The following is a 23,595-nucleotide window of genomic DNA, read 5'->3' as shown; positions in this document are numbered from 1 at the left end:
ATGAACAGGACCGTCGTGACGGCCGGCGCCCTGCTGCTCGGCGCGCTCACGATCGGCACACCCCCCGTCGCCGCCGCGCCCTCGCCCTCGCCGACTCCCCCGGCGAGCGCGGGGCCGTCCGCCGACACCGGGATGACCAACACCATCCCGAGCTCGAAGCCCAGTTCGAAGCCCAGTTCGAAGCCCGGTTCGGAGCCCAGTTCTGAGCCGAGCGCGGGACCCGCCGCGGAGCCGGCCCAGGAGCCCGCCCCGGCGGCCGTCCCGAGTGACGCGCCGAGCATCCCGAGCTCCGAGCCCGAGCCGCTGATCAAGATCTCCCCCGAGAACGCCGAGTCGCAGTCGGCGCTCGTCGACATGGAGGACCAGCGCATCCTGCAGACCCGGGCGGCGCTCACGGCGCTGCTCCAGCAGGGCGGCTTCTTCGCGGCCCAGCGCAAGCAGCCGCAGATCTTCTCCTCGTCGTTCGGCCGCACGATGGTGCTGCCGGCCCGCAACGACGAGCGGCCGTACACGCTGAAGGACCTGATCTCGGTCGAGAACGGCAAGTACGTCCGGCTGATGACCGACGGGTCCTACCTGCTCGGCATCCACATCTTCGTGGCCGACGGCGCGACGCTCCAGCTGCGCGGCCCGATGACGCTGCGGATGGGCAGCATCCCGGGCTCGTTCAGCTCGATCATCACCTTCGGCGGCAACATCGACATCAAGGGCACCGCGACCAAGCCGGTCCGGATCACCAGCTGGGACGTCAAGGCCAGCAAGCCCGACCTGGACACCACCGACGGCCGGGCCTACATCCGGGCCGTCGGCGGCCAGTTCAACATGGTGTACGGCCAGGTCTCCGACCTGGGCTTCTGGAGCGGCCGGACCGGCGGCATCGCGCTGACCGGCACCGAGCGCCCGTCGTCCACCTACCGGCACCGCACCAAGGCGCAGCGCCACCAGGACAAGGCCGACCGCCTGGAGAACAACACCAAGGACCAGGGCGGCGGCACCTACGGCGACGTCGAGACGTACCCGATCGGGCCCGGCACCGCCTCCCACGTGCCGGCCGACGAGCTGGTCACCGGCAAGATCGAGAACAGTGTGATCACCCGCGACGCCTACGGGTTGTTCGTCTCGGGCTCGAACCAGACGCAGATCATCAACAACAAGATCCGCGACAGCATCGTGCACGGCGTGTTCATGCACCGGTTCGCCAAGAACGCCACGATCTCGCACACCGAGGTGACCGGCAGCGGCGGCGACGGCTTCGTGCTCTCCCGCGCCACCGAGAAGGTCCAGGTCAACGACTGCCTGGCGGAGAACAACGGGCGCAACGGCTTCACCCTCGACGGCCGGGCGCTGGCCCACGGCCCGTCGGCCTCGGGCGAGTCGCTGGCCGTCTACGGCGACAGCTCGGTCAACAACAGCGTGGCCCGGGGCAACGGCCGTTACGGCATCGAGGTCATGGGCGGGATCCGGCAGGCCGTGCAGACCAGCGAGGTCATCGGCGGCGACATGGGCATCGTGGTCCGCGCCGGGGCCGAGGCCGTGCAGTTGTCGGGCAACAAGCTGACCGGCCAGAAGCGCCAGGGCATCGCGCTGCGCGACGGCGTGCGCAACGCCTACGTCTCGGGCAACACGATCACCGGCGGCCCGACCGGCGTCTACATGCGCGACTCCAACGGCCAGGTGGTCGGCAACAAGATCACCACGGTGAAGGACGTGAACGCCCACGGCGTCACGGTCGTCGGCGCGGCGGCCGGCTCGGAGGTGGCCCGCAACACGATCGTCGGCTCGGGCACCAGCGCGGTCAGCACCGCCCGGTCGAGCGGCGACGTGAGCGACCACAACAACGACGAGGACGCCTGGGTCGACACCTCGACCTTCTGGAGCAAGGCCAAGCGCTACGTCAAGCCCATGAACGTCATCTGGGCCGGCGTCATCCTGCTCATCCTGGTCTCCGCCTTCCGGTCGCGCGGCATCATGGACCGGCGCCGCCGGGGCATCGTCGACCCGTACGAGCTCCAGAAGGCCATGGAGGACCGGCCGTCGTGGGCGCTGCCGAACGCGGCGACCGCCACCCCGGGCAGCGGGTTCAACGGGCGCAGCAGGCCGACGCAGCCGGCGGTTCCGACGGTCACCGTGGGAGGCGGGCGATGAAGAAGGCCTGGATCACGTTCTTCGTGCTGCTCCTGCTGGGCGCCGGCACCTGGGCGTACCTGTCGTACGCCGACCAGCCGGCCCCGACGCCCGCGGTCGACGACGTGACCGCCGCCGACGCCAAGCAGCAGTCGAACCTGGTCGACCAGGAGGACCTGCGCATCATGCAGACGCGGGCGACGCTGATGTCGGCGATCGCCCGCGGCGGCCCCAACGCGCAGCGGGCCCGCCAGCCGCACATCTCCAGCTCGGCCAACGGCCAGACGCTGGTGCTGCCCTCGCGCCGCGAGCCCTACCGGGTCGCCGACCTGGAGAAACTGGGCGGGGAGTACTTCCAGAAGCAGAACGACGGGTCGTACATCCTCGGCATCAACCTGTTCGTCGGCCCGAACGCCAAGCTGGTGCTGCAGAACGCGACCGGCCCGCTGGTGATCCGGATGCGCAGCGAGCCGGGGTCGTTCGCCACGATCGTCGGCTTCGGCGCGAGCATCCGCATCAACGGCTCCCCGCAGAACCCGGTGCGCCTCACGAGCTGGGACCCGAACATCAACACGGCCGACAGCCGGGTCAACGACGGCCGGGCCTACGTGCGGGTGATCGGCGGCGAGCTGCGGATGAGCCACGCGCAGGTCGAGTACCTCGGCTTCTGGAGCGGCTCGACCGGCGGCCTGGCGCTGACCGGCAGCGACCGCACCACCCTCGACGCCAACCTCACCACGCCGGCGCCGCTCACCGACGAGAAGGTGCTGCTCCCGGGCGGCGCCCTGGTGCCGCGCATGGGCGACGACGACCAGGTGGTCATCCACGACGGCAAGGGCCTGAAGAAGGTGGCGTACAAGCTGCCGGAGGCCAACCTCGTCACCGGGGAGATCACCGAGACCGCGATCAAGGGCAACGCCTACGGCATCTTCATCACGGCCTCCAACCAGACCCGGATGGCCAACGTGACGGTGACCGGCAGCCTGGTCGACGGGGTGCTGCTGCACCGGTTCGCCCGCAACGCCACCATCGAGAACACCACGGTGACCGACTCGCGCGGCGACGGGTTCGTGCTCTCGCGCGGCACCCAGAACGTGACGATCACCGGTTCGGGCGCGGTCGGCAACGGCGGCAACGGCTTCACCCTCAGCGGCCTGCCGCTGGCCCGCGGCCCGTCGGCCTCGGGCGAGTCGCTGCAGAGCTTCGGCGGCAGCTCGGTGACCAGCTCGTGGTCGAAGGAGAACAAGCGCTACGGCGTCGAGATCCAGGGCGGCGTCGACCTGGCCGTCCAGACTACCGAGGTGACCGGCGGGCAGACGGGCATCGTGGTGAACAAGGACGCGACCGGGGTCCGGGTCTCCGGCAACCGGATCAGCGGTCAGTGGAGCCAGGGCATCGCGGTGCGCGACGGCGTCACCGGCGCCAAGATCGTCGGGAACATCGTGAACAACGTGCCGACCGCGATCTACCTGCGCAACGCCGAGGCCGAGGTGACGGGCAACACCGTCAACCAGGCGACGCTGCACGGCGTCTCCGTCCTTGGGGTGGCCACGGGCACCGAGGTCGTCGGCAACACGCTGGGCGGGGCCGGGCGCAGCGCGCTCGACACCGACCGCGCCACCGGGATGGCCGCGGTGACCACCAACAACGTCGACGGCTGGCAGGACACGGCGGACTTCTGGACCACGGTCAAGCGCATCGCCAAGCCGATGAACCTGATCTGGTTCGGCGTCATCCTGCTCATCGTGATCTCCGCCATCCGGGCGCTCGGGAACAACGGGCCCCGCGTCGGACGTCGCATCGTCGACCCGTACGAGAGGCAGGCCGTCATGGAGGAGCGACCCGTGTGGTCGCTCACCGGGGCGTCCGCCGAAAGGACCTGACCATGCGCATCGAGATCGACATCGACAAGAAGACCATGATCGCCGCGGGGGCCGGTGCGGCCTTCACGATCCTGATCGTGGTCGTCCTGTACGGGATCTTCGGCGGCGGCGGCGGTCAGGAGCAACAACCCGGCATGGTGGTGGAGAACATCCAGCCCGACACCGGTCCGCGCCCCCTGCCGACGCTGGGGGCCGACGACGCCGGTGACGACTTCCAGGAGGAGGAGCCGGTGCCGGAGGACGACAAGAAGGAGGACTTCGAGCCCTTCACCGCCGTCCAGCAGCCCCCGGACATCGCGATCCCCGAGGGCGAGGGCAAGATCGCCTGCCCCGACCCGACCGTGACCGTGACCACCGCCGAGGAGCTCACCGAGGCCCTCGCCTCGGCCACGCCGGGCACCGTGATCTTCATGGAGCCGGGCGAGTACCAGGGGCACTTCGTGGCCGCGACGTCGGGCACGAAGGAGCAGCCGATCTTCGTGTGCGGCTCCCGTGACGCGATCATCGACGGCGGCGGCCTCAAGGAGGGCTACGCCTTCCACCTGAACGAGGCCGACTACTGGCGGCTCAGCGGCTTCACCGTCCGGCACGCCCAGAAGGGCGTCATGGCCGACAAGTCGAACTTCAACGTCGTCCAGGACCTCGACGTCAACCACATCGGCGACGAGGCGATCCACTTCAGGAACTTCAGCTCCGACAACATCGCCCAGTACAACCTCATCTGGGGCACCGGGCTCCGTAAGGACAAGTACGGCGAAGGGGTCTACTTCGGCACCGCCGAGAGCAACTGGGCCACCTTCTCCGGCGGCCAGATGGACAAGAGCGACCGCAACATCGCGCGCGGGAACGTCATCCGCGCCACCGCTGAGGCCATCGACATCAAGGAGGGCACCTCCGACGGCAAGATCATCGGAAACATCTTCGATGGCTCGATGATCACCGGCGATGGTCACAACGACAGCTGGGTGGACGTCAAGGGGAACGGCTACCTGATCGAACGCAACACCGGCCGCGGCTCCCCCGCGGACGGCTTCCAGACCCACAAGATCATCAATGGCTGGGGGACCGGGAACACCTTCCGGGCCAACGTCATCGATCTGGGCGGTTCAGGGGGCTACGGCATCAACGACACCGCAGGCGGCAACACGATCTCCTGCGACAACGAGGTGACCGGCGGCCCGCTCACCAAGAAGAGCGAATGCTCCTGAGTTTCTGCGAGAGAACTGACAATGACTGACACCGCACTCCCCCGGATCACCGTCATCGGGACCGGGTATCTCGGAGCCACTCACGCGATCTGCATGGCCTCCCTCGGCTATGAGGTGGTCGGACTCGACACCGACCCCCGCAAGATCGAGCGGCTGCAATCCGGCGAGGTGCCGTTCTTCGAGCCAGGTCTGCCCGAACTCCTCGACAAGACGATGGCGACCGGCCGGCTCCGGTTCACCACCTCGGTCGAGGAGGCCGCCGCCCACGGCGACGTGCACTTCATCTGTGTGGGCACCCCGCAGAAACCCGGCCAGGACGCCGCCGACCTGACCTACGTCGACGCCTCCGTGGCCGCGCTGGCCCCCCTGCTGGACCGCAAGGTCCTGGTGGTCGGCAAGTCGACCGTCCCCGTCGGCACCGCCGCCCGCCTGACCGACCTGATCAAGGAGCTGGCCCCGGCCGGCGACGAGGTCGAGCTCGCCTGGAACCCCGAGTTCCTGCGTGAGGGCTTCGCCGTCGAGGACACCCTGCGTCCCGACCGGCTGGTGTTCGGCGTGGCCTCCGACTGGGCCCGCGAGCAGCTCGAGGCGTCGTTCCGGCCGATCATCGACAACGAGACCCCGGTCGTGGTGACCGACCTGGCCACCGCCGAGCTCGTGAAGGTGGCCGCGAACTCGTTCCTGGCCACGAAGATCTCGTACATCAACGCGATGGCGGAGATCTGCGAGGCCACCGGGGCCGACGTGCGGCACCTGGCCAAGGCGCTGGCCTTCGACGACCGCATCGGCGGCCGGTTCCTCCAGCCGGGCCTCGGCTTCGGCGGCGGCTGCCTGCCCAAGGACATCCGCGCCTTCGCCTCCCGGGCCGAGGAGATCGGCGTCGGCCAGGCCGTGTCGTTCCTGCGCGAGGTGGACGCGATCAACCGCCGCCGCCGCTCGCGCACGATCGACCTGGTCCGCGAGATGGTCGGCGGTCAGCTGAACGGCAAGAAGGTGGCCTGCCTCGGCGCCGCCTTCAAGCCGAACTCCGACGACATCCGCGACGCCCCCGCGCTCGACGTGGCCCGCACCATGCACGGCCTGGGCGCCAACGTCCGCGTCTACGACCCGGCCGCCCTCGACAACGCCCGCCGCGCCTACCCCGAGCTGCGCTACGGCACCAGCGCCATGGACGTGGCGGCCGACGCCGACGTCGTGGTGCTGCTCACCGAGTGGACCGAGTTCCGCGAGATCGAGCCGTCGGCCCTGGCCTCCGTGGTGAAGCACCGCCGCATCGTCGACGGCCGCCACGCCCTGGACGCCGAGTTCTGGCGCGCCGAGGGCTGGGAGTACCGGGCGCTCGGCATGCCGTAACCCGTCACAACCGGAAGGGACGCGCGGAAGCGCGTCCCTTTTGGTGTTGTATGGGGCATTTCCGGCACCTCCAACTCGTTAGTTAGGGTAAGCAAGTTGATGGGGGTCTCATGTCGGACCGTTATCCGTGGATCGCGCTGAGCAACACGACCCTGGGCATGCTGCTCGCCACCGTCAACTCCTCGATCGTGATCATCTCGCTGCCGGCCGTCTTCCGCGGCATCCACCTGAATCCGCTGGAACCCGGCAACGTCTCCTACCTGCTGTGGATCCTGATGGGCTACATGCTCGTCTCGGCCGTCCTGGTGGTCACGCTCGGCCGCCTGGGCGACATGTTCGGCCGGGTCCGCATGTACAACGCGGGCTTCGCCGTCTTCACCGTCGGCACGGTGGTGCTGGCCCTCGACCCCTTCCAGCAGTCGGGCGGCGCGCTCTGGCTGATCGGCTGGCGGTTGTTCCAGGGCGTCGGGGGCGCGCTGCTGATGGCCAACTCCGCGGCGATCCTGACCGACGCGTTCCCCGCCGGGCGGCGCGGCACCGCGATGGGCGTCAACCAGGTGGCCGGCATCGCCGGGACCTTCCTGGGGCTGGTCGCGGGCGGGCTGTTGTCGCAGCTGAACTGGCGGCTGGTGTTCTGGGCCTCGGTGCCCATCGGGATCATCGGGACGGTGTGGGCGTACCGGAGCCTGCGCGAGACCGTCACCCGGGTCGAGGGCGCGAAGATCGACTGGTGGGGAAACCTCGCCTTCGCGACCGGCCTCACGATGGTGCTGGCGGCGGTGACCTACGGCATCCAGCCCTACGGCGGCCACACCATGGGCTGGACCAACCCGCTCGTGATCGGCGGGATCACCGCCGGGGTGCTGATCCTGGCGGTCTTCTGCCTGATCGAGACGAAGGTCGCGCAGCCGATGTTCCACCTGTCGCTGTTCCGGATCAGGGCCTTCGCGGCCGGGAACGTGGCCGGGCTGCTGGCCTCGGTCGCCCGGGGCGGCCTGCAGTTCATGCTGATCATCTGGCTCCAGGGCATCTGGTTGCCGCTGCACGGCTACCGGTTCGAGGACACCCCGTTGTGGGCCGGTGTCTACCTGCTGCCGCTGACGGCCGGCTTCCTGCTGGCGGGCCCGCTGTCGGGCCACCTCTCCGACCGGTACGGCGCCCGCGCCTTCGCCTCCGGAGGGCTGATCCTGTCGGCGCTGGCCTTCCTCGGCCTGCTGCTGGCGCCGATCGACTTCCCCTACTGGGTCTTCGCGGCGCTGATCTTCCTGAACGGCGTCGGGTCGGGCCTGTTCACCGCGCCCAACACCACCGCGATCATGAACTCGGTGCCGGCCGGGCAGCGCGGCGTGGCTTCGGGCATGCGGGCGACGTTCACCAACGCCGGGATGGTGTTGTCGATCGGCGTGTTCTTCTCGTTGATGATCGCCGGGCTGGCCGCCACCCTGCCGCAGACCCTGACCGGCGGCCTCGCCCAGCACGGCGTCCCGCCCGCGCTCGCCGCGACCATCGGCGCGCTGCCCCCGGTCGGCACGCTCTTCGCCGCCTTCCTGGGCTACAACCCGATCGGCAACCTGCTCGGCCCGACCGGCGCCCTGGCCCACCTGACCCCGGCGGACACCGCCGTCCTGACCGGCCGCGAGTACTTCCCGAACCTGGTCTCCGGCCCCTTCCACCAGGGCCTGGTGGTGGTGTTCCTGCTGGCCATCGCGATGTCGCTGGTCGCCGCCATCGCCTCGCTGCTGAGAGGCCGCCGGTACGTCCACGACGAACTGCCCGTCGCGACGGTCCCGGTGAGCCGGTCATGACCGACGTGGAGCTGCTGGCCGAACGGCTCAAGGCGGCGCTGGCCCGGCTGGCCCGGCGCAGCCGCCGGCAGGCGCGCGGCGACCTGACCGCCGGCCAGACCTCGACCCTGGCCGCCGCCGCGCAACTCGGCCCGGTGCGGCTCGGCGACCTGGCCGCCCACGAGGGCGTCAGCGCCCCGACGCTGAGCCGGGTGGCAGCCGGGCTGGAGAGCCTCGGCCTGGTCGACCGCACCCCCGACCCGGCCGACGGCCGCGCCTGCCTGATCAGCCTCACCCCGGACGGCGCGGCCGAGCTGGCCCGGCTGCGGGGCGACCACATCGCCTTCTTCGTGTCCCGGATCTCGGCCCTGCCGCCCGACCAGCGCGCGGCGCTGGCGGCGGCCCTGCCGGCGATCGAGGCGCTGGCCGGCCCCTCATAGACCGGAGGTGTCGAGGGCGAAGGAGCCCCGGGCCGCGCTGAGCCGCAACCCCGCCGTCGGCAGGGTGTAGCCGCGCGTGGTGGACATCCGCTCGGGCCACGCCTCGACGTACTCCATCGACGGGGTGAGCGCGGCCGGGGCCGCCTTGACCAGCTCGGTGATCAGGGCCAGCTCCTCGGTGTCGCCCCAGTCCGCCGGGTCGCCGGTCAGCCCGGCGGCCGTCCGGGCGATGACGAGCCCCGGACCGGCCTGGCCCCCGGTGCAGACGTCGGCGGGCCGGTTGACGTGCCAGCGCAGCAGCAGCGCCACCCCGCGCTCGGAGGTGACGACGTCGCCGACGCGGCCCCCCTCCCACGGGATCGACAGGATGTCGCGCAGGCGGATGCGGCTCATCGTCCACATGCCCCGGCGGAAGCCGTCGACCGTGCGGCAGGCCATCTGGAAACGGTGGAACCAGTGCCAGCCGCGGAAGACGTCGTACTCGCTCCTGGTGGCCGGGAGCGGCTGCGGGTCTCCCCGCTCCTGGACGACCAGGGCGCGGCCCGCGTACTTGCGCTGGTTGGCGTTGAACTCGACCGACTCCCAGGGCGCCACGTCGAGCCCGAACCGCCCGACCGCCTCGTCGAAGGCGGCCCGGTCACGGCTCCTGAGCAGGCTCAGGTAGGGCCACAACTCGGCCTTCTCGACGACGGTCTCCGGGTTGCCGCGCAGGCCGGCCGTCCAGTGGCACAGGCCGAGCGACAGGTAGCCGTTGTCGTAGGCGTTGAGGCTGTCGAAGTAGCCGTAGCACTCCACGTCGGCGACCGCGCGCACCACCTTGAACGTGCTCAGCTCCGCGACGGTCAGGTCGCCGATCGCGGGCGAACCGGGCAGCAGGTGCTCCGGCAGCACCTCGCCGACCGGCTGCCAGGTGTGGATGGGCGGCACCGACCGCGCGCCGCCCCGGACCGCCGGCGTGTAGTCGCCCACGACGTCGGGCTCGGCGGTCTTCCAGGCTCCGCTGAGGTCCAGGGCGTGGAACCGCGGGGTGTTGTCGGGCACCTCGTCGGGGTGCCAGACGTTGTCGGCGACCACGGTCCCGCCGGTCCTGGCCTCGACGACGACCGGGCACCGGCGGCCGTTGGCCAGCCAGTGGCGCAGGGTGAAGCGGGTCCAGGCGTTGAGCACGCCGGTGGCGGCGCCCCGGTAGCGCTCGTGGACGGCGATCGGGAGGGCGGCCAGCCGGTCGGACCAGCGGGGCAGGTGGGGGAAGCGCTCGACGGCCGAGGCCGGGAGGCTCGCGTACCGCTGGAACTCCTGCACGGCCCAGCGGGTCTCGCGGGTGAACTCGCCCCCCGTCGGGGCGATCAGGAAGCCGAGGGTGCGCAGGGCCTGGTTGAGGTCGTGGACGTGGGTGGCGCCGAGCAGGCCGGGGCGGTCCTGACCGGCGTAGCGGGCGGTCGTGCCCGGGGCGGGGTCACGGTCGCCGTCGCGGAGGTCGAGCTCGCCGAACAGACCCGAGGTCGGGCGGGTCAGGAAGGCGATCAGCCAGCGGAGGAAGTCCGTCATGAGGGCGACGGTAGGCGGGGCCGGGGGCGGTGAACCCAGGGACCACCCAGGGGAAATGCCCGGTTGGCCGCCCGAAGCGACCCTCATGACCTGCTCCGTACCGTTCTTCGTAGTCGATGCGAAACGAAACGGAGTAACTCATGGCAGTGAAGACGGGGAAGATCAGCGTCCCCACCGGGCTGGCGGCGGCGCTCCTCGCCGCCACGATCGAGGCCGAGGTTCTGGACAACGACGGCAACGCCCCCGAGGAGATCGTCAAGGCGGGCACCGACCTGCGGGTGCGGGTGAACTGGACGCTCACCGGGCTGCTGGCCACCATGATCGGTGGATCCTTCCGCGCGGAGGCCAGGTTCGACGGAGTCGGCGCGATCCCCGACTTCTCGACGACCGCCCCCGACCAGCCCGCGCAGCCGCTCCCCGCGGGCGGCGCCTACTCGGTCGACGTGCTGGTGCCCGCGGCCGCCTTCGCCGGGGACGCCTACAACGTCAGCGCGGTGCTGACCTACGTCGACGGCCTCGGGGTCGCCGGGCCCATCAAGGGCTTCGTGACCCTGGACCAGATCGCGCTCGCCCCCTGACCCGCGCGTCACTCTCTGAACCGGCGGGCGAGCTGGGCCCGGGAGCCGATGCCGAGCTTGGTGAAGACGTGGCCGAGGTGGTATTCGACCGTCTTCACGCTGAGCACCAGCTCCCGGGCCACCTGCCGGTTCGTCAGGCCGGCCGCGACGAGGCGGGCCACCGCGTGTTCCTGAGGGGTGAGGGCGCGGGGGCCCGTCTGGCGTGCCTGGTCGGCGGCGCCGCAGGCGGCCAGTTCCCGGCGGCACCGGGCCAGCGCGGGGGCCGCGCCCAGCGGGGCGAGCAGGTCGCGGGCGGCCTTCAGATGGTCGGCGGCCTGGCGGCGGGCCGCGCAACGGCGCAGGAACGCCCCGAACTCCAGGTGCGTCAGGGCGGTCTCGTAGGGCTGGGCCGCCCTCTTGGCGTGGCTGAGCGCTCCTTCGAACGCCGCCTCCGCGTCCCCCCGCCGTCCCAGTTCCGCCATCAGCAGGCCGCGCACCCGGCCGGCCGCCACCAGCGCCGACGCCCGGTCGCGCGTCTCGGCCAGCCGCTCCAGGCGGGCCAGCACGTCCTGGGCGGTCTCCAGGTCGCGCGTTCTGACCAGCGCTTCGGCGTACGCCTCCCGCCAGCCGACCAGGCCGGGTTCGTCCACGCCGTCGCGGTGGCCGGTTCGATCGAGCGCCGCGAGCGCCCGCACCGCCCCGGCCGCGTCGGCCACCGACGCCCGCGCGAGCGCGGCGTACGCGGCGTTGCTGGGGTCGCCGAGCGCCGTGGCCCAGCGGGTGGCCGCCTCGGCGTGGGCGGTGGCGGCCGCCAGATCTCCCCGGGCGGCCAGGGGCCGGGTCGCGACCGTGTGGGCCAGGCACGACAACCAGCTCTGCCCGCTGTCGGCGGCCAGCGAGACGGCCTGCTCGGCGTGCGCGACCGCGTCGTCCCACCGTCCGGCCCGGAACTCGGTCTCGGCCAGGTAGGCGGTCGCCATCGGCCCCAGGTGCGGCAGCCCGGCCCGCGCGGACGACGCCCTGGCCAGGTCGGCCAGAGCCCCGTCGAGGTCGTCGGTCCACAACCGCAACACGCCCCGGGCCACCAGCCCGTCGGGCGGGCCGCCGTCGGCGGGCAGGGAGGCCAGGCCCTCGGCGTACCGGCCGGTGATGCCGAGCGCGAGCGCGAGCACGTCGCGCATGCCCGGCGACCCGGCCGAGCGGCGGGCCCATTCGATGGCCGCCTCGCCCCTGGTCTGCGTCAGCGCCAGCCAGGCCAGTTGTTCGGCCGCGCCTTCGTGGCCGCCGCCGTCCCAGGCCGCGGTGAGCAGTGCCTCGGCGTCGTCCTGGCGGCCGCAGGCCAGGGCCAGCCGCCCGAGCACGTAGTCGCGGCGCGGCGTCGGCGGCATCGCCTCGACCTGGCCGGTGAGCTCGGCGGCGCGCACCGCGTCGCCGTCGCGGAGCCGGTGGTCGGCGGCGGTCAGCACCCGGTCGTCCCTGATCGCCGGGTCGGGGGTGAGCCGCGCGGAGGTGAGCAGGTGGTCGGCGGCGGCGCTCCAGCGTCCACGGTCGGCCTCGTCGCCGGCCAGGTCGTCGAGTTCGGCGGCGACGTAGGCGTCGGCGCCGACGACGGCGGCGGCCCGGTGGGCCAGCGCGCGGGCGGGATCGGGCTCCCTGGCGGCGGCGCGGGTGTGCAGCCGGGCCCGTTCGGCCGGGCCGAGGTGCTGGTAGACCGCTGCCCGCACGAGCGGGTGCCGGAACCCCACGGCGGGCCCCGCCCCCGTCTCGACCAGCAGCCCGGCCGCTTCCAGCGCCTCCAGGGGATCGCTCACCCCCGCGACCGCGGCGACCGCGCTCAGCGCGCACCCGTCGCCGAGCACGGCCGCCGCCCGCGTCAGCGCCCGCGCCGCGAGCGGGCCGGCCGCCAGGGTCCGGGTCACCAGCCGCGTGTACGACAACGGCGCCGGCAACGCCCGTCCCATGTCGGCGAGCCGGGCCTTCGGCACCTGGTCGAGCAGCGCCCCGATGTGCAGGGGACTGCCGACCGTGTGGGCGCGCAGCCGCTCGGCCGCCGGGGCCGGCAGGCCCGTCAGCTCCCGGACGTCGCCCGAGGTCAGCCCGGCCAGCCGCAACCGCAGGGTGGTGTCCTCGGCCAGCAGCCGGTGCAGCCCCCCGGGCAGCTCCCCGGTGTCCGGGGCGACGACCACCGCGAGCACCCCGTCGGCCCGCAACCGCCGCAACGCGAACGTGAGCGCGGTCAGCGAGGGCGCGTCGGCCCAGTGGGCGTCGTCCACGACGACGACCACCACACCGGCGGCCTGGCGGACCCCGATGTGGTCGAGCAGCAGCGACCCGGCCTCCAGCGGGTCGGCGTCGGGCCGCTCCGCCGGCAGCAGCTGCCCGAGCACCCCGTAGCGCAACGAGCTCTCCTCGGTCGCGCCGCTGGCCGACAGGACGGTCAGCCCGGGATGCCCGGCCAGGAACCGCCGGACCAGCGACGACTTGCCGATGCCCGCCGTCCCCTCGACGGCCACGACCGCCGGACGGCCCTCCCCCGCCCCTCGCAACACGTCGGCGAGGGCGGCCAGCTCGGCCCGGCGGCCGACGAACTTGGTGGTGTCCACATAGTGCGGATGGACGAGCCCGCGTCCTGATACAGGGTCAGACGGTCAGCCATTCGGTGACGACGGTCCGCCCAGGCGCCTCGCACCGCAGGCTGAGCGACCCGGCGGGGATCCCATCGGCCTCGAACCGCCCGAACGCGTCGACGGCCAGGGGCAGCCGCCCGTTCACGACGACGGCCGCCTCCTGCGGCGGCAGCAGCTGCCCCAGGAGACGGCCCGCGATGATCTCCACCTCGATCGACAACCCCGGCACCGAGAAGGTCAGCAGCCGGGGCGTCTCCCCCGACCTGACCAGCGCGGGCTCGTCGAGCGAGTCGAACGACAACGCCGCCAGCTCCGCGTCCAGGGCGTGCGTCACGAAGGCGTCCACGGCGATCTGCACCGCGTCGTCGGGCAGCGGGTCGAGCACGGCGGCGGCATGCCGCAGCTCCTCTTCGAGGTCATCGCTCATCGGATGCCCCTTTCCTCCAGGATCGCCCGCAACCGGGCCAGGCACCGCTGCCGGATCGGCCCGATGCTGCCCACCGCCAGCCCGGTGGCGGCGGACACCTCGGCGTACGAGGGCGGCGGATTGGTCAGGAGCACCCGCAACAACCGCTGGCAGGTCTCCCCGAGCTCCTGCACCCCCAGCCACAGGGCCCGGACCCGGTCCCGCCGGTCGGCCTCCCGCTCGGCCTCCACGACGACCTCCTCGGGCGTCGGCTCGGGAGACCGCAGATCGAGCACGGCCGGATGGTCGTCGATCTGCACCGGCCGCGTGGTCCTGGCGATCTTCAGGCACTCGTGGCGGGTCGTGCTGGCCAGCCAGGCCCCGACCTTGTCGGGCTCCCGGATCCGCCCGAGGTTCTGGACCAGCTTGAACCAGGCGGTGGCGTACACCTCCCGGCAGTCGGCGTCGGAGAGCCGGTAGGAGCGTGCGATCGACCAGACCAGCGGCGCGAGCGCCGTGACGAGCTCCTTCCAGGCGGCGTTGTCGCCGGCGGCCGCCGCCCGGAACAGTTCTCCGGTGTCCGCACGCTCCATCTCTCCTCCGGTCAGGTGGACGGGTAGACCATCGATGGCCGCCACCCGGCGGGCTCCACGATCTTCGCGGGCCGGCCACGCAGGGTGGCCGGCTTGGCCGTGGTGTTCAGCAGGTGGGCGGCCGCGGCATGGGAGGTCAGCTTGTGCTCGCACATCACGTTGGCGATCATGGCGGCGACCAGCGGGGTCGAGAACGAGGTGCCGCTCCATTCGGCCAGCCCGTCGAAGTGGACCCGCTTGAGTCTGCGGTCGGTGGCCAGGTCCCAGGTCTCGAAAGGGCGGTTCTGGCTGAGTTCGCCGATGTGCGGGGGCGACAGACAGGTGCACACGTAGCTCTGGTGATAGCGGCACTCACCGAAAGTGGAGTGCTGGTAGTCGTAGGCGGTCTGCACGCCCTTCTGGGTGAAGGTGCTGATCAGGTGCTCGCCAGGCGCGAAGACCGAGACCCAGCCGCCGTGGTTGCTGAAGCAGGCGGCATCCCTCCCGTCCGCGCGCAACGCCCCGACCGACACCACGAAGTCGCCGTACTTCGGGGAGTCGGCCCAGGCGGCGGGGTAGAACCGCTGGTCGGAGCCGTTGTTCCCGGCCGCGGCCACCAGCAGGATCTCCTTCCTCTCCTTCACGTCCTCCAGGTCCTTCAGGGCGGCGAGCCGGTTCATGAACTCCTCGAGGGCAAGCAGTGGTTGCGCCGGAAGGGTGTTCGACCGCCTGCCGGAACGGAGCCGGGTCAGCTCGTCGCAGGCGACCGGTGTGCCGGAAGAGAGGGAGATGATGTCCGGCCACTCCTCTTTCGGCAACTGCCGGAACTCGTCGAGGATGCCGTTCAGATCCGCGCCGAGGGCGTGTTGCCCGGACGCGCCCGCATTGGAGAAGCAGTTGCGGACGGTGATCTCCACATTGTGGGCGACGGCCGCGATCAGACCCGCGATGAAGGTGCCGTGACCGACGTATTGCCGGAGCACGTTCTGCGTGTCCATGGGACTGCGCTCGTCACTGCCGAGCTTTCCCGTCGGCTTCTTGACGGCCGAGGCGAGAGTCGGGTGAGTGTCGTAGCCCGGCACCAGGCCGGTGTCGATGACCAGAACACGCACGGGGGCGGTGCCGTAGTTCGGGCGGGTGACCGGGATGCCCGGGTTGTGGGTTCCGTCGTAGACGGGCACCGGCTCGTCGGCGGGGCAGCAGTTGACGTCGGCGATCGTGAGCAGGTAGTCGCGTTCGGCGGGGATGTTCTGGGCCAGCAGCAGGTCGATCGCGTCACTGACCACCGGGTCGTGCCAACGTTCCGCGGGGTCGGCCGGTCGGGACGGGTCGGCGAAACTGAAGGTGGTGAGCCGGGTGCTCTCGTCGTCGCTCCTCTCGACGGGGTTTAGCCCCGCCCTGGCCAGCAGGCGCGACGCGGCCCGTGAGTCGCTGGTGCGGATGAGGACGACGCCCTTGCGGTGCAGGTATTCGGGTGTGCCGCTGGGTCCGGCGACCAGCCGCACTCGGTGTTCGTCGTAGCTCTGCTGGATCAGGTCGAACTGCTCCTGGAATCGGTTCGGCTCCATCTCGCGGTTCCTCTTGTCTGAGTCGTCACCATTTCTCTGTGTGGAGCCGGACCCGGGTCCGGTGATACACCATGATCGAACTGTCATGATCACGGAGCGTGGACGCCTCGTCCCCTCACGTCTAACATCGATCTGTGCCGGGGGGAAGGTCACGTTTTGGGGGCGTGCCAGGGGATTTACTCCCCCTGGTCTTCGCCCGTCCCACTGACGCCGTGACCGCCGCCCGCGCCTTGCTCGACAGTCGTCCCACGCCGCATGACGCGTCCATCGCGTACCAGGTCATGGGCATCTGGGAGCGCGACTTCGGTCGCATCGCGACCGCCCTCGACCACCTCCGCCGGGCCCGGGACCTCGCCGTCCGGTCGGGGTCCGCCGACCGTGAGGCCGACGTGCTGGCGACGCTCGGGGCGGCGCTGGTGCACTCCGGACGCACCCGGCAGGGGCTGCGCACGATGGAGCGGGCGGTCGCGCGTGGCGAGGGGGTCACGGCGGCGCGGGTGCTGTTCCGGCGTGCTTACGTGCGGTGGGTGGTCGGCGACCACGAGGGCTCGTTGTCCGACTGCCGGCGGGCGCTGCCCGTGTTGCGGAAGGAGGGGGACGTCATCTGGACGGCCCGCACCCTGACGCTGCGCGCGACCGTCCACCTGGCGGTGGGGGCGGCCGACCGGGCGGCGGCCGACTTCGCGGCGGCCGAGGAGCTCTGGGCGGGCACCGATCAGGACCACGACAAGGCGAAGGCGGTGGAGAACCGGGGGCTGGTCGCCTCGCGCGCGGGGGACGCGCCCGCCGCGTTGCGGCACCTCGACGAGGCGGCCCGCCTCTACGAGTCGCTCGGCACCCCGGCCGTCATGCTGACCATCCAGCGGTGCGGGGTGCTGCTCTCGGCGGGGCTGGCCCGGGAGGCGCTCGACGAGGCGAGTGCGGCGCTGACCGTGAACGGGCAGGCCACGCGGGCGGCCGAGCTCCGGCTGGTCGCGGCCCGGGCGGCGATCGCCGCCGGTGATCCCGCCCTGGCGGCCGAGCACGCCACGGTGGCGGCCCGGGTGTTCGCGCGGCAACACCGGGCCTGGTGGCACGCCCACGCCCGGCTGGTCTTGCTCCATGCCCGTTACGCCACCGGCGACCACTCCGCGCGCGACGCGCCCGCCCTGGCCACCCGGCTGGCCGGGCTGCGTTCGCCCGAGGCTGTGCAGGCGCGGCTGCTGGCCGGGCGGCTCGCTCTGGCCAGAGACGATCTCGCGGCCGCCCGGGTGCATCTGACGTCCGCCGCCGAGGCCCGCCGCCGGGGGCCCGCCCACGTCAGGGCCGACGGCTGGACCGCGCTCGCCCTGCTCGCCGCCGCGACCGGTGACCGGCGGCTGGTCCTGAACGCCTGCCGGCGGGGGCTGGACGTCCTCGACGAACACCGCATGACCATGGGGGCCGCCGAGTTGCGGGTGCGCGCCACCGTGCAGGGGGCCGAGCTGGCCACGCTGGCCCAGCGGGCCGCCCGGTCGGCCCGTGAGCTGCTGCGGTGGAGCGACCGGTGGCGGGCGACCGCGCTGGCGGTGCCGCCCGCCCGGCCGCCGGCCGATCCGGAGCTGGCCCGCGACCTGACCGCGTTCCGCGAGGTCGGCAGCCGGGCCGAGGCGGCCCGCGCGGCCGGGTCGCCGCAGCCCGCGCTCGACCGCGAGCAGCGGCGACTCGAACGCCGCATCCGCGCCCACGCGCTGCGGCTGCGCGGCCACTTCGACGACGACCGGCTCGACGTCTCCGCCCTGCTGACCGCGCTGGGCGACGAGTGGCTGGTCGCGATCGTGCCGGTCGACGGGCTGCTGCACGCGGTCGTCTGCGGCGGCGGGCGGGTCCGCCGGTGCCCGGCCGGGCCCGCGGCCGACGCCGCCGTGGAGGCCGAGCGGCTGCGCTCCGCGTTGCGGCGGCTGGCGCACCGGGGGTCGGCCGACTGGTTGCCCATCGTCGCCGCCGGGGCCCGGCGGCTGGAGGCGTGCCTGTTCGGGGCGGCGCTGAGCCACCTGGGCGACGGGCCCGTCACGGTGGTGCCGCCGGGCCGCCTCCACGGGGTGCCCTGGGCGGCGCTGCCCTCGCTGCGCGACCGCGCGGTCGGCACCTCGCCCTCGGCGCGGGCGTGGTTGCGGGCCCGCCGGATCGCCCCGCCCGACGGCGGGGTGGTGCTGGTCAGGGGCCCCGGCCTGGTCTCGGGCGGGGCCGAGGTGCCCGCCCTGGCCCGCGACTACGGCACCGCGACCGTGCTGGCCGACGGCTCCGCCACCGCCGGGGCCGTGCTGGCGGCCCTCGACGGGTCGCGGCTGGCCCACATCGCCGCCCACGGCGTGTTCCGCGACGACAGCCCCATGTTCTCGGCGCTGCGGATGGACGACGGGCCGCTGACCGTCCACGACGTCGAGGGCCTGCGGGCGGCGCCGTACCGGATGATCCTGTCGAGCTGCGAGGGCGGGCGGCTCGCGCCCGCCGGAGCCGACGAACTGCTGGGCCTGGCCGCCGCCCTGCTGCCGCTCGGCACCGCCGGGCTGGTGGCCAGCGTGGTGCCCGTCAACGACGAGGCGGCGGTGCCGTTCATGGTCGCCCTGCACGACGGCCTGCGCGCCGGGCTGACCTGCGCCCAGGCCCTCAGAGACGCCCGGACGTCGGCCGACCCGGCCACCGGCTGGTCGTTCTCGGCGATCGGCGCGTCATGACGAGGCGGCCTTCATCATCTGCGGCGGCTTGTTCCCGGCCGCGATCCCGCCGTCGACCGGCAGCGTCACCCCGGTGATGTACGACGACTGGTCGGAGAACAACCAGATCACCGTCGCCGCGACCTCCTCGGGCAGCCCGACCCGCCGCATGGGCGCGGCGTTCCCGGCCCGCCGCTGGATGTCCTCCCCCGCCGCCTCCAGGTGGTAGGTCAGGATCGGCCCGGGGGCCAGCACGTTGGCCCTGATCCCCTGGTCGGCGTAGTCGAGCGCGGCGACCTTGGTGAGCCCGATGATCCCGGCCTTGGCGGCGACGTAACCGGCCATGCCGGCGGTGCCCTGCACCCCGGCGACCGAGGCCATGTTGACGATCGACCCGCCGCCGGAGGCCAGCATGGCGGGGATCTGGAACTTCATCCCGAGGAAGGTCCCCCGGACGTTGGTCCGGATGCCGAGGTCGAAGTCGAGCGGGTCGATCTCGGCCAGCGGCGCCGGCACGGGCCCGTCGGTGGCGTTGTTGAACGCCGCGTCGAGCCGCCCGAACTTCTCCAGCGTGATCGCGACGAGCCGCTCGGCCGAGTCGGAGTCGCCCACGTCGGTCGGCACGGCCATGGCCCGCCCCCCGAAGGCCCGGATGTCGGCGGCGACGGTCTCGATGGCGGTGGAATCACGCGCGGCCAGCACGACGGCGGCTCCGGCGCGGGCGAGCGCCCGCCCAGTGACCGCACCGATGCCCCGGCTCGCTCCGGCGACAATCGCGACTTTCCCGTCAAGTGTCATGAATGACTTGTTCCCGCAGGATGTCGGGCATCTGGCAATGGTTTGGCACCATAACCCCATGAGAATCGACCCGCCCCTCGCCGGCGACGAGCGCGACACCCTGACCGCCTTCCTCGACTACCACCGCGACACCCTGGCGATGAAGTGCGAGGGCCTCACCGACGAGCAGCTCCGCGCGCGGGCCGTCGAGCCGTCGTCGTTGTCGCTGCTGGGCCTGGTCAGGCACCTGGCCGACGTGGAGCGGGCCTGGTTCCGCATCCGCCTGAACGGCGAGGACCTGCCGCCGATCTTCTTCACCGACGCCGCGCCCGACGACGACTTCGACGACCTCGGCTCGGCGCCGGTCGCGGAGGTCTTCGCCACCTGGCGGGCCGAGATCGAGGCCGCCCGCCGGATCAGCGCCGAGACCCCGCTCGACACGCTGATGAAGAAGCCGAACCGCGCCGGCGAGCACATGTCGCACCGGTGGATCCTGGCTCACATGCTGGAGGAGTACGCCCGCCACAACGGCCACGCCGACTTCCTGCGCGAGCGTGTCGACGGCGTGACCGGGGAGTAACTAGCCGCTCAGCCTGACGGGGTTGACGATGTCGGCGAAGATCAGCAGGCCGCCCATGAAGAGCAGCACGGCCGCCATCGCGTAGGTGAGCGGCAGCGCCTTGGCGACGTCGACGTAGCCGGGCGCGGGCCGCCGGGCGATGCGGGCGAAGCCGCGCTTGAGGCCCTCCCACAGGCCGCCCGCGATGTGGCCGCCGTCGAGCGGCAGCAGCGGGATCAGGTTGAAGATGCCGATCGCCAGGTTCAGCCCGGCCAGCAGGTTGATGAAGATGACGATCTTGTTCTCGAGCGGGGCGGCCGAGGCGGCGATCTCCCCGCCGAGGCGGCCGGCCCCGACGATGCCGATCGGGCCGTTGCGGTCGCGCTCCTCGCCGGAGAAGGCGGCGTGCCAGACGCCGACCATCTTGCCGGGGATGTCGAGCATCGAGGCGGCGGTCCGGGTGGTCATGTCCCACATCTCGGTGACGACGTAGCCGGGGCCCTGGCGCTCGGTCACCTGGGTGGGCTCGACGCCGAGGAAGCCGACGTTCTTGACGATCTTGGTGGGGTCGTCGAGGTCGGGCCGCTCGGTGGCGATCAGGTTGACCGTGAGGGTCTGCTGCTGACCGGCCCGCTCGATGACGATGGGCACCGGCCCGGCGCCGTGGGCGCGAATGGTCGCGGTCGCCGCCTCCCACGAGGTCACCGGCGTGCCGTCGATGGAGACGAACCGGTCGCCCTTCTGCAGCCCGGCCTCGAGGGCGGGCGTCTTCGGGTCGGTGGCCGCGCACGCGCGGTTGGCCTGGGAGGCCGGGATCACGCACTTGCTGACGTCGTTGACGGTCGGCTTGAGCACGGTCACGCCGAAGCCCATCATGACGACGGCGAACAGGCCGAAGGCCAGCACGAAGTTCATGAACGGCCCGCCGGACATGATGATGACCTTCTGCCACCACGGCTTGCGGTAGAAGACCCGGCTCTCATCGCCGGGCCTGATCTCCTCGGAGGCGACCTGGCGGGCGTTCTCGATGAGGCCCTGCCAGGGCCCGGTCGAGATCGAGCGCAGCTTGTTGGGGTCGTCGCTCGGGCGCGGCGGCAGCATGCCGATCATGCGGATGTAGCCGCCCATGGGGATCCACTTGACGCCGTATTCGGTCTCGCCCCGCCGCCGCGACCACATGGTGGACCCGAAACCCACCATGTACTGGGTGACGCGCACGCCGAAGATCTTGGCCGGGACGAGGTGGCCGATCTCGTGGAGGGCGATCGACACCAGCAGGCCGACGAAGAGAATCACGAATCCGGCAATGAACTGCCAGCTCATCGGCGCATACCCCCGGCAGGCGGAAAATCGGTCGTCGCATCGAGAGTAGCCCACGTGGTCGGGCGTCCGGCCGTGTCCGCATTCGCGGGCATTTCCGCTGGGGAGGTTGCGATGGGTTTGCCGAACGGAGAGACTTCGATGACACTGTGCGTCTGGCCGATCACCCTGAGGTATGAAATGGGGGGCCTCATGATCAAGATCCTGGTGGCCGAGCACCTGCCTTTCGTCCGGCACGGCCTGGTCGCCTCCCTCAACGGGGAGAGCGACCTCGTGGTCGTGGCCGGGGTGGCGTCGGGGGAGGACGCCATCCCGGCCGCCGTGGAACACCGTCCCGACACCGCCGTGATCGACATCGACCTGCCCGCCATGGGCGGCCTGGCCGCCGCGGCCCGGCTCAGAGAGAAGGTGCCCGCCTGCCGGGTGATGATCCTGTCGTCCCAGGCCAACCCCGGTCAGGTGCGCCGCGCGTTCGCGGCCGACGCGCTGGGGTTCATGGGCACCGACGCCGGGCCCGAGAAGCTGGCCGAGGGCATCCGGCTGATCGCGGCCGGGCGGCGGGCGGTCGACTCCGACCTGGCGGTGGCCGCGTTGCAGACGGCCGAGAACCCGCTGACCCGGCGCGAACTCGACGTGCTGCGCATCGCCGCGCAGGGGGCGCGGTCGAAGGAGATCGCCGAGGAGCTCTATCTGTCGGTGGGCACCGTCCGCAACCACCTGTCGCGCATCATGTGCAAGACCGGCGCCCGCAACCGGGTCGACGCGGTGCGGATCGCGGCCGACTCTGGCTGGTTATAGCTTCGAGACAGCCGGATCGCGAAGCGACTCCGGTTGGCTCGGAGCACCGAGTTGTAGAAACACAGCCGGGCCTCCGCAGGTGAGCCGCGCCGCCTACCTGAGAAGGCCCGGGGACCCTGAATGGGGCCGCTCTCCGGCGACACCCCCGTACCGCCGGTGACCGGATAAAGGGTCTCAACTCGCATCAGTGCACGACCAGTGACTAACGTCACGGTCTCCAGATCAAGACCAGCGCGCAGTCGTCGTTGTGGCCTGAGGACATCGAGTTCACGAGCTGACGGGCGCTCTTGGAGAACCCGCCGGGCAGCAGCCGTTCGGCCTCGCCCAGGAGCCGGTCGAGGCCGGCGTCGATGTCGCGGCCCGGCTGCTCGATCAGGCCGTCGGTGTAGAGCATGAGCGCGTCGCCCTTGCGGAGAATGCCCCGGTCAGGCTCGCAGGCCAGGTCGGGCACCACCCCGAGCACGACCCCCTTGGCCGCGGAGACCCGCCAGGTGCCGGTGCTCGAGTCGAACCGCACGACCGGCGGGTGGCCGGCCGAGGTGATCTCGTAGGCGCCGGTGGCCAGGTCGAGGCTCAGGTGCACGGCCGTGACGAAGCCCTCGCCCTCGCGCTGGCGGCGCAGATAGGCGTTGCAGGCGCCGAGGAAGTCGTCCACCGAACCGAGCAGCCCGCCGAACGTGCCCGACAGCAGCAGCGCCCGGGTGCCGGCGTCGACGCCCTTGCCCGAGACGTCGACCACGGCCAGTTCGACCCTGGTGCCCTCGCGCATGGAGACGACGAAGTCGCCGCCGAACGACGACCCGCCGGCCTGCTTGAGCACGACCTTGCCGCCCCACGCCTTGGGGAAGGACGGCAGCTCGCTCTGTCTCTTGAGCCGGTCGCGCAGTTCCAGCAGCATCGCGTCGCCGCGCAGCCCCTGCACGCCGAGGGTGCCCCGGGTGCGCGACATCAGCCCGGCCAGCACGACCGTGAACGCCATGGTCAGCAGGTAGCCGGGGCCGACCTGCCGGGCGCCGTAGGTGACGCCGAGGTAGGTGACCGACGCGGCCACCGCGACCAGCAGGATCATCAGGCTGCGCAGCCGGAGCTGGAGCCCGGCCACGAGGGTCACCAGGATGAGCAGCGAGGGCGAGAACCAACGCGTCGAGATCTGGACGCCGAGCACTCCGATGAGCAGGCTCACGACGACCAGGGCGATCAGCAGATGGCTATCTTTCGACGAACTCTTCCTTACGAACCGGACGATCGGCACCAGAAACGGGACCCGCACCAAAATCGCGCGGAGCCGAGGGGGAATGAGCGGCACCGGACGGGAACTCATGATGTCCCGACTGTATCGGTCGGCTTCGTGGTGAGGCGCTGTCTTGACCAACACCTTGATCACTTAGCACGTATA

18 protein-coding genes are annotated in these 23,595 nt (G+C 71.9%); 10 read left to right on the top strand and 8 right to left on the bottom strand.

The genetic code is table 11. The features are described 5' to 3' along the window. The 6 genes from AW271_RS35785 to AW271_RS35760 all read left to right on the top strand — a co-directional run bounded on the left by AW271_RS35785 (window position 1) and on the right by AW271_RS35760 (window position 8,792). The gene (locus AW271_RS35785; protein ID WP_157554986.1) at window positions 1–2,145 is read left to right on the top strand and encodes a right-handed parallel beta-helix repeat-containing protein; all 2,145 of its coding nucleotides are present in this window, start codon (window positions 1–3) and stop codon (window positions 2,143–2,145) included. Next, window positions 2,142–4,007, top strand: coding sequence for a right-handed parallel beta-helix repeat-containing protein (locus tag AW271_RS35780; RefSeq protein WP_157554984.1), 1,866 nt, complete (start codon window positions 2,142–2,144; stop codon window positions 4,005–4,007). The genes AW271_RS35785 and AW271_RS35780 overlap by 4 nt, the downstream gene beginning before the upstream one ends. 2 nt (window positions 4,008–4,009) lie before the next feature. Further along, window positions 4,010–5,215 carry a right-handed parallel beta-helix repeat-containing protein gene (locus AW271_RS35775; protein WP_063818220.1) on the top strand — a complete coding sequence of 402 codons (1,206 nt, stop codon included), beginning with the start codon at window positions 4,010–4,012 and terminating at the stop codon, window positions 5,213–5,215. 21 nt (window positions 5,216–5,236) lie between these two features. After that, on the top strand, window positions 5,237–6,568 hold the full coding sequence (locus AW271_RS35770; protein WP_062342374.1) for a UDP-glucose dehydrogenase family protein: 1,332 nt from the start codon (window positions 5,237–5,239) through the stop codon (window positions 6,566–6,568). A 110-nt stretch (window positions 6,569–6,678) separates the two neighbouring features. Continuing rightward, on the top strand, window positions 6,679–8,373 hold the full coding sequence (locus AW271_RS35765) for an MFS transporter (protein ID WP_062342372.1): 1,695 nt from the start codon (window positions 6,679–6,681) through the stop codon (window positions 8,371–8,373). Beyond that, a complete protein-coding gene (locus tag AW271_RS35760; protein WP_062342370.1) occupies window positions 8,370–8,792 on the top strand; it encodes a MarR family winged helix-turn-helix transcriptional regulator in 423 nt (140 codons plus the stop codon). The genes AW271_RS35765 and AW271_RS35760 overlap by 4 nt, the downstream gene beginning before the upstream one ends. Here the strand turns inward: AW271_RS35760 and AW271_RS35755 are convergent. Next, on the bottom strand, window positions 8,787–10,340 hold the full coding sequence (locus AW271_RS35755) for a peptidoglycan-binding domain-containing protein (protein WP_062342368.1): 1,554 nt from the start codon (window positions 10,338–10,340) through the stop codon (window positions 8,787–8,789). The genes AW271_RS35760 and AW271_RS35755 overlap by 6 nt on opposite strands. 140 nt (window positions 10,341–10,480) lie before the next feature. Between AW271_RS35755 and AW271_RS35750 the strand changes: the two genes are divergently transcribed. Further along, a complete protein-coding gene (locus AW271_RS35750; RefSeq protein ID WP_157554982.1) occupies window positions 10,481–10,918 on the top strand; it encodes a hypothetical protein in 438 nt (145 codons plus the stop codon). 8 nt (window positions 10,919–10,926) lie between these two features. Here the strand turns inward: AW271_RS35750 and AW271_RS35745 are convergent, their stop codons facing one another. From AW271_RS35745 to AW271_RS35730, 4 genes are read right to left on the bottom strand one after another with little or no spacing between them, the layout of a single operon-like run. Then, complete coding sequence (locus AW271_RS35745; protein ID WP_062342364.1) at window positions 10,927–13,500, bottom strand: AAA family ATPase; 2,574 nt, start codon at window positions 13,498–13,500, stop codon at window positions 10,927–10,929. A gap of 37 nt (window positions 13,501–13,537) precedes the next feature. Beyond that, a complete protein-coding gene (locus tag AW271_RS35740; protein WP_062342362.1) occupies window positions 13,538–13,951 on the bottom strand; it encodes a hypothetical protein in 414 nt (137 codons plus the stop codon). Further along, window positions 13,948–14,523, bottom strand: coding sequence for an RNA polymerase sigma factor (locus AW271_RS35735; protein WP_062342360.1), 576 nt, complete (start codon window positions 14,521–14,523; stop codon window positions 13,948–13,950). Before AW271_RS35735 ends, AW271_RS35740 begins: the two co-directional genes overlap by 4 nt. An 11-nt stretch (window positions 14,524–14,534) precedes the next feature. Further along, complete coding sequence (locus AW271_RS35730) at window positions 14,535–16,070, bottom strand: S8/S53 family peptidase (protein ID WP_062342358.1); 1,536 nt, start codon at window positions 16,068–16,070, stop codon at window positions 14,535–14,537. A 212-nt stretch (window positions 16,071–16,282) separates the two neighbouring features. Between AW271_RS35730 and AW271_RS35725 the strand changes: the two genes are divergently transcribed. Continuing rightward, window positions 16,283–18,766: a CHAT domain-containing protein gene (locus AW271_RS35725; protein WP_218008260.1), complete on the top strand. Its 2,484-nt coding sequence runs from the start codon at window positions 16,283–16,285 to the stop codon at window positions 18,764–18,766. On the opposite strand, the gene AW271_RS35720 is transcribed toward AW271_RS35725, so the two are convergent. Then, on the bottom strand, window positions 18,761–19,543 hold the full coding sequence (locus AW271_RS35720; RefSeq protein WP_062342354.1) for an SDR family NAD(P)-dependent oxidoreductase: 783 nt from the start codon (window positions 19,541–19,543) through the stop codon (window positions 18,761–18,763). The two genes, AW271_RS35725 and AW271_RS35720, sit on opposite strands and share 6 nt — an antisense overlap. A gap of 58 nt (window positions 19,544–19,601) precedes the next feature. Here AW271_RS35720 and AW271_RS35715 point away from each other — a divergent pair, with 58 nt between their 5' ends. Further along, on the top strand, window positions 19,602–20,102 hold the full coding sequence (locus AW271_RS35715) for a DinB family protein (protein ID WP_062342352.1): 501 nt from the start codon (window positions 19,602–19,604) through the stop codon (window positions 20,100–20,102). Here AW271_RS35715 and AW271_RS35710 read toward each other — a convergent pair whose 3' ends face one another. Beyond that, complete coding sequence (locus AW271_RS35710) at window positions 20,103–21,377, bottom strand: M50 family metallopeptidase (RefSeq protein ID WP_369408513.1); 1,275 nt, start codon at window positions 21,375–21,377, stop codon at window positions 20,103–20,105. It abuts the gene before it with no gap. Window positions 21,378–21,593: 216 nt separating this feature from the next. On the opposite strand from AW271_RS35710, the gene AW271_RS35705 reads away from it, so the two are divergent. Then, complete coding sequence (locus AW271_RS35705) at window positions 21,594–22,199, top strand: response regulator transcription factor (protein WP_062342410.1); 606 nt, start codon at window positions 21,594–21,596, stop codon at window positions 22,197–22,199. Window positions 22,200–22,407: 208 nt separating this feature from the next. Here AW271_RS35705 and AW271_RS35700 read toward each other — a convergent pair whose 3' ends face one another. Continuing rightward, window positions 22,408–23,520 carry a PP2C family protein-serine/threonine phosphatase gene (locus tag AW271_RS35700; RefSeq protein WP_062342348.1) on the bottom strand — a complete coding sequence of 371 codons (1,113 nt, stop codon included), beginning with the start codon at window positions 23,518–23,520 and terminating at the stop codon, window positions 22,408–22,410. Window positions 23,521–23,595: the final 75 nt, after the last annotated feature.

Source organism: Herbidospora sakaeratensis (assembly GCF_001570525.1).
Classification (GTDB): domain Bacteria; phylum Actinomycetota; class Actinomycetes; order Streptosporangiales; family Streptosporangiaceae; genus Herbidospora; species Herbidospora sakaeratensis.
The sequence above is the reverse complement of the archived record's forward strand: the minus strand, read 5'-3'. Positions and strand labels throughout refer to the sequence as shown.

What these genes read in the sequence shown, in the direction of transcription:
- AW271_RS35705 (WP_062342410.1), top strand. Translation starts at nt 21,594, where the DNA reads ATGATCAAGATCCTGGTGGCCGAGCACCTGCCTTTCGTCCGGCACGGC.
- AW271_RS35720 (WP_062342354.1), bottom strand. Translation starts at nt 19,543, where the DNA reads ATGACACTTGACGGGAAAGTCGCGATTGTCGCCGGAGCGAGCCGGGGC.
- AW271_RS35760 (WP_062342370.1), top strand. Translation starts at nt 8,370, where the DNA reads ATGACCGACGTGGAGCTGCTGGCCGAACGGCTCAAGGCGGCGCTGGCC.
- AW271_RS35735 (WP_062342360.1), bottom strand. Translation starts at nt 14,523, where the DNA reads ATGGAGCGTGCGGACACCGGAGAACTGTTCCGGGCGGCGGCCGCCGGC.
- AW271_RS35750 (WP_157554982.1), top strand. Translation starts at nt 10,481, where the DNA reads ATGGCAGTGAAGACGGGGAAGATCAGCGTCCCCACCGGGCTGGCGGCG.
- AW271_RS35715 (WP_062342352.1), top strand. Translation starts at nt 19,602, where the DNA reads ATGAGAATCGACCCGCCCCTCGCCGGCGACGAGCGCGACACCCTGACC.
- AW271_RS35730 (WP_062342358.1), bottom strand. Translation starts at nt 16,070, where the DNA reads ATGGAGCCGAACCGATTCCAGGAGCAGTTCGACCTGATCCAGCAGAGC.
- AW271_RS35700 (WP_062342348.1), bottom strand. Translation starts at nt 23,520, where the DNA reads ATGAGTTCCCGTCCGGTGCCGCTCATTCCCCCTCGGCTCCGCGCGATT.
- AW271_RS35755 (WP_062342368.1), bottom strand. Translation starts at nt 10,340, where the DNA reads ATGACGGACTTCCTCCGCTGGCTGATCGCCTTCCTGACCCGCCCGACC.
- AW271_RS35765 (WP_062342372.1), top strand. Translation starts at nt 6,679, where the DNA reads ATGTCGGACCGTTATCCGTGGATCGCGCTGAGCAACACGACCCTGGGC.
- AW271_RS35740 (WP_062342362.1), bottom strand. Translation starts at nt 13,951, where the DNA reads ATGAGCGATGACCTCGAAGAGGAGCTGCGGCATGCCGCCGCCGTGCTC.
- AW271_RS35785 (WP_157554986.1), top strand. Translation starts at nt 1, where the DNA reads ATGAACAGGACCGTCGTGACGGCCGGCGCCCTGCTGCTCGGCGCGCTC.
- AW271_RS35775 (WP_063818220.1), top strand. Translation starts at nt 4,010, where the DNA reads ATGCGCATCGAGATCGACATCGACAAGAAGACCATGATCGCCGCGGGG.
- AW271_RS35770 (WP_062342374.1), top strand. Translation starts at nt 5,237, where the DNA reads ATGACTGACACCGCACTCCCCCGGATCACCGTCATCGGGACCGGGTAT.
- AW271_RS35780 (WP_157554984.1), top strand. Translation starts at nt 2,142, where the DNA reads ATGAAGAAGGCCTGGATCACGTTCTTCGTGCTGCTCCTGCTGGGCGCC.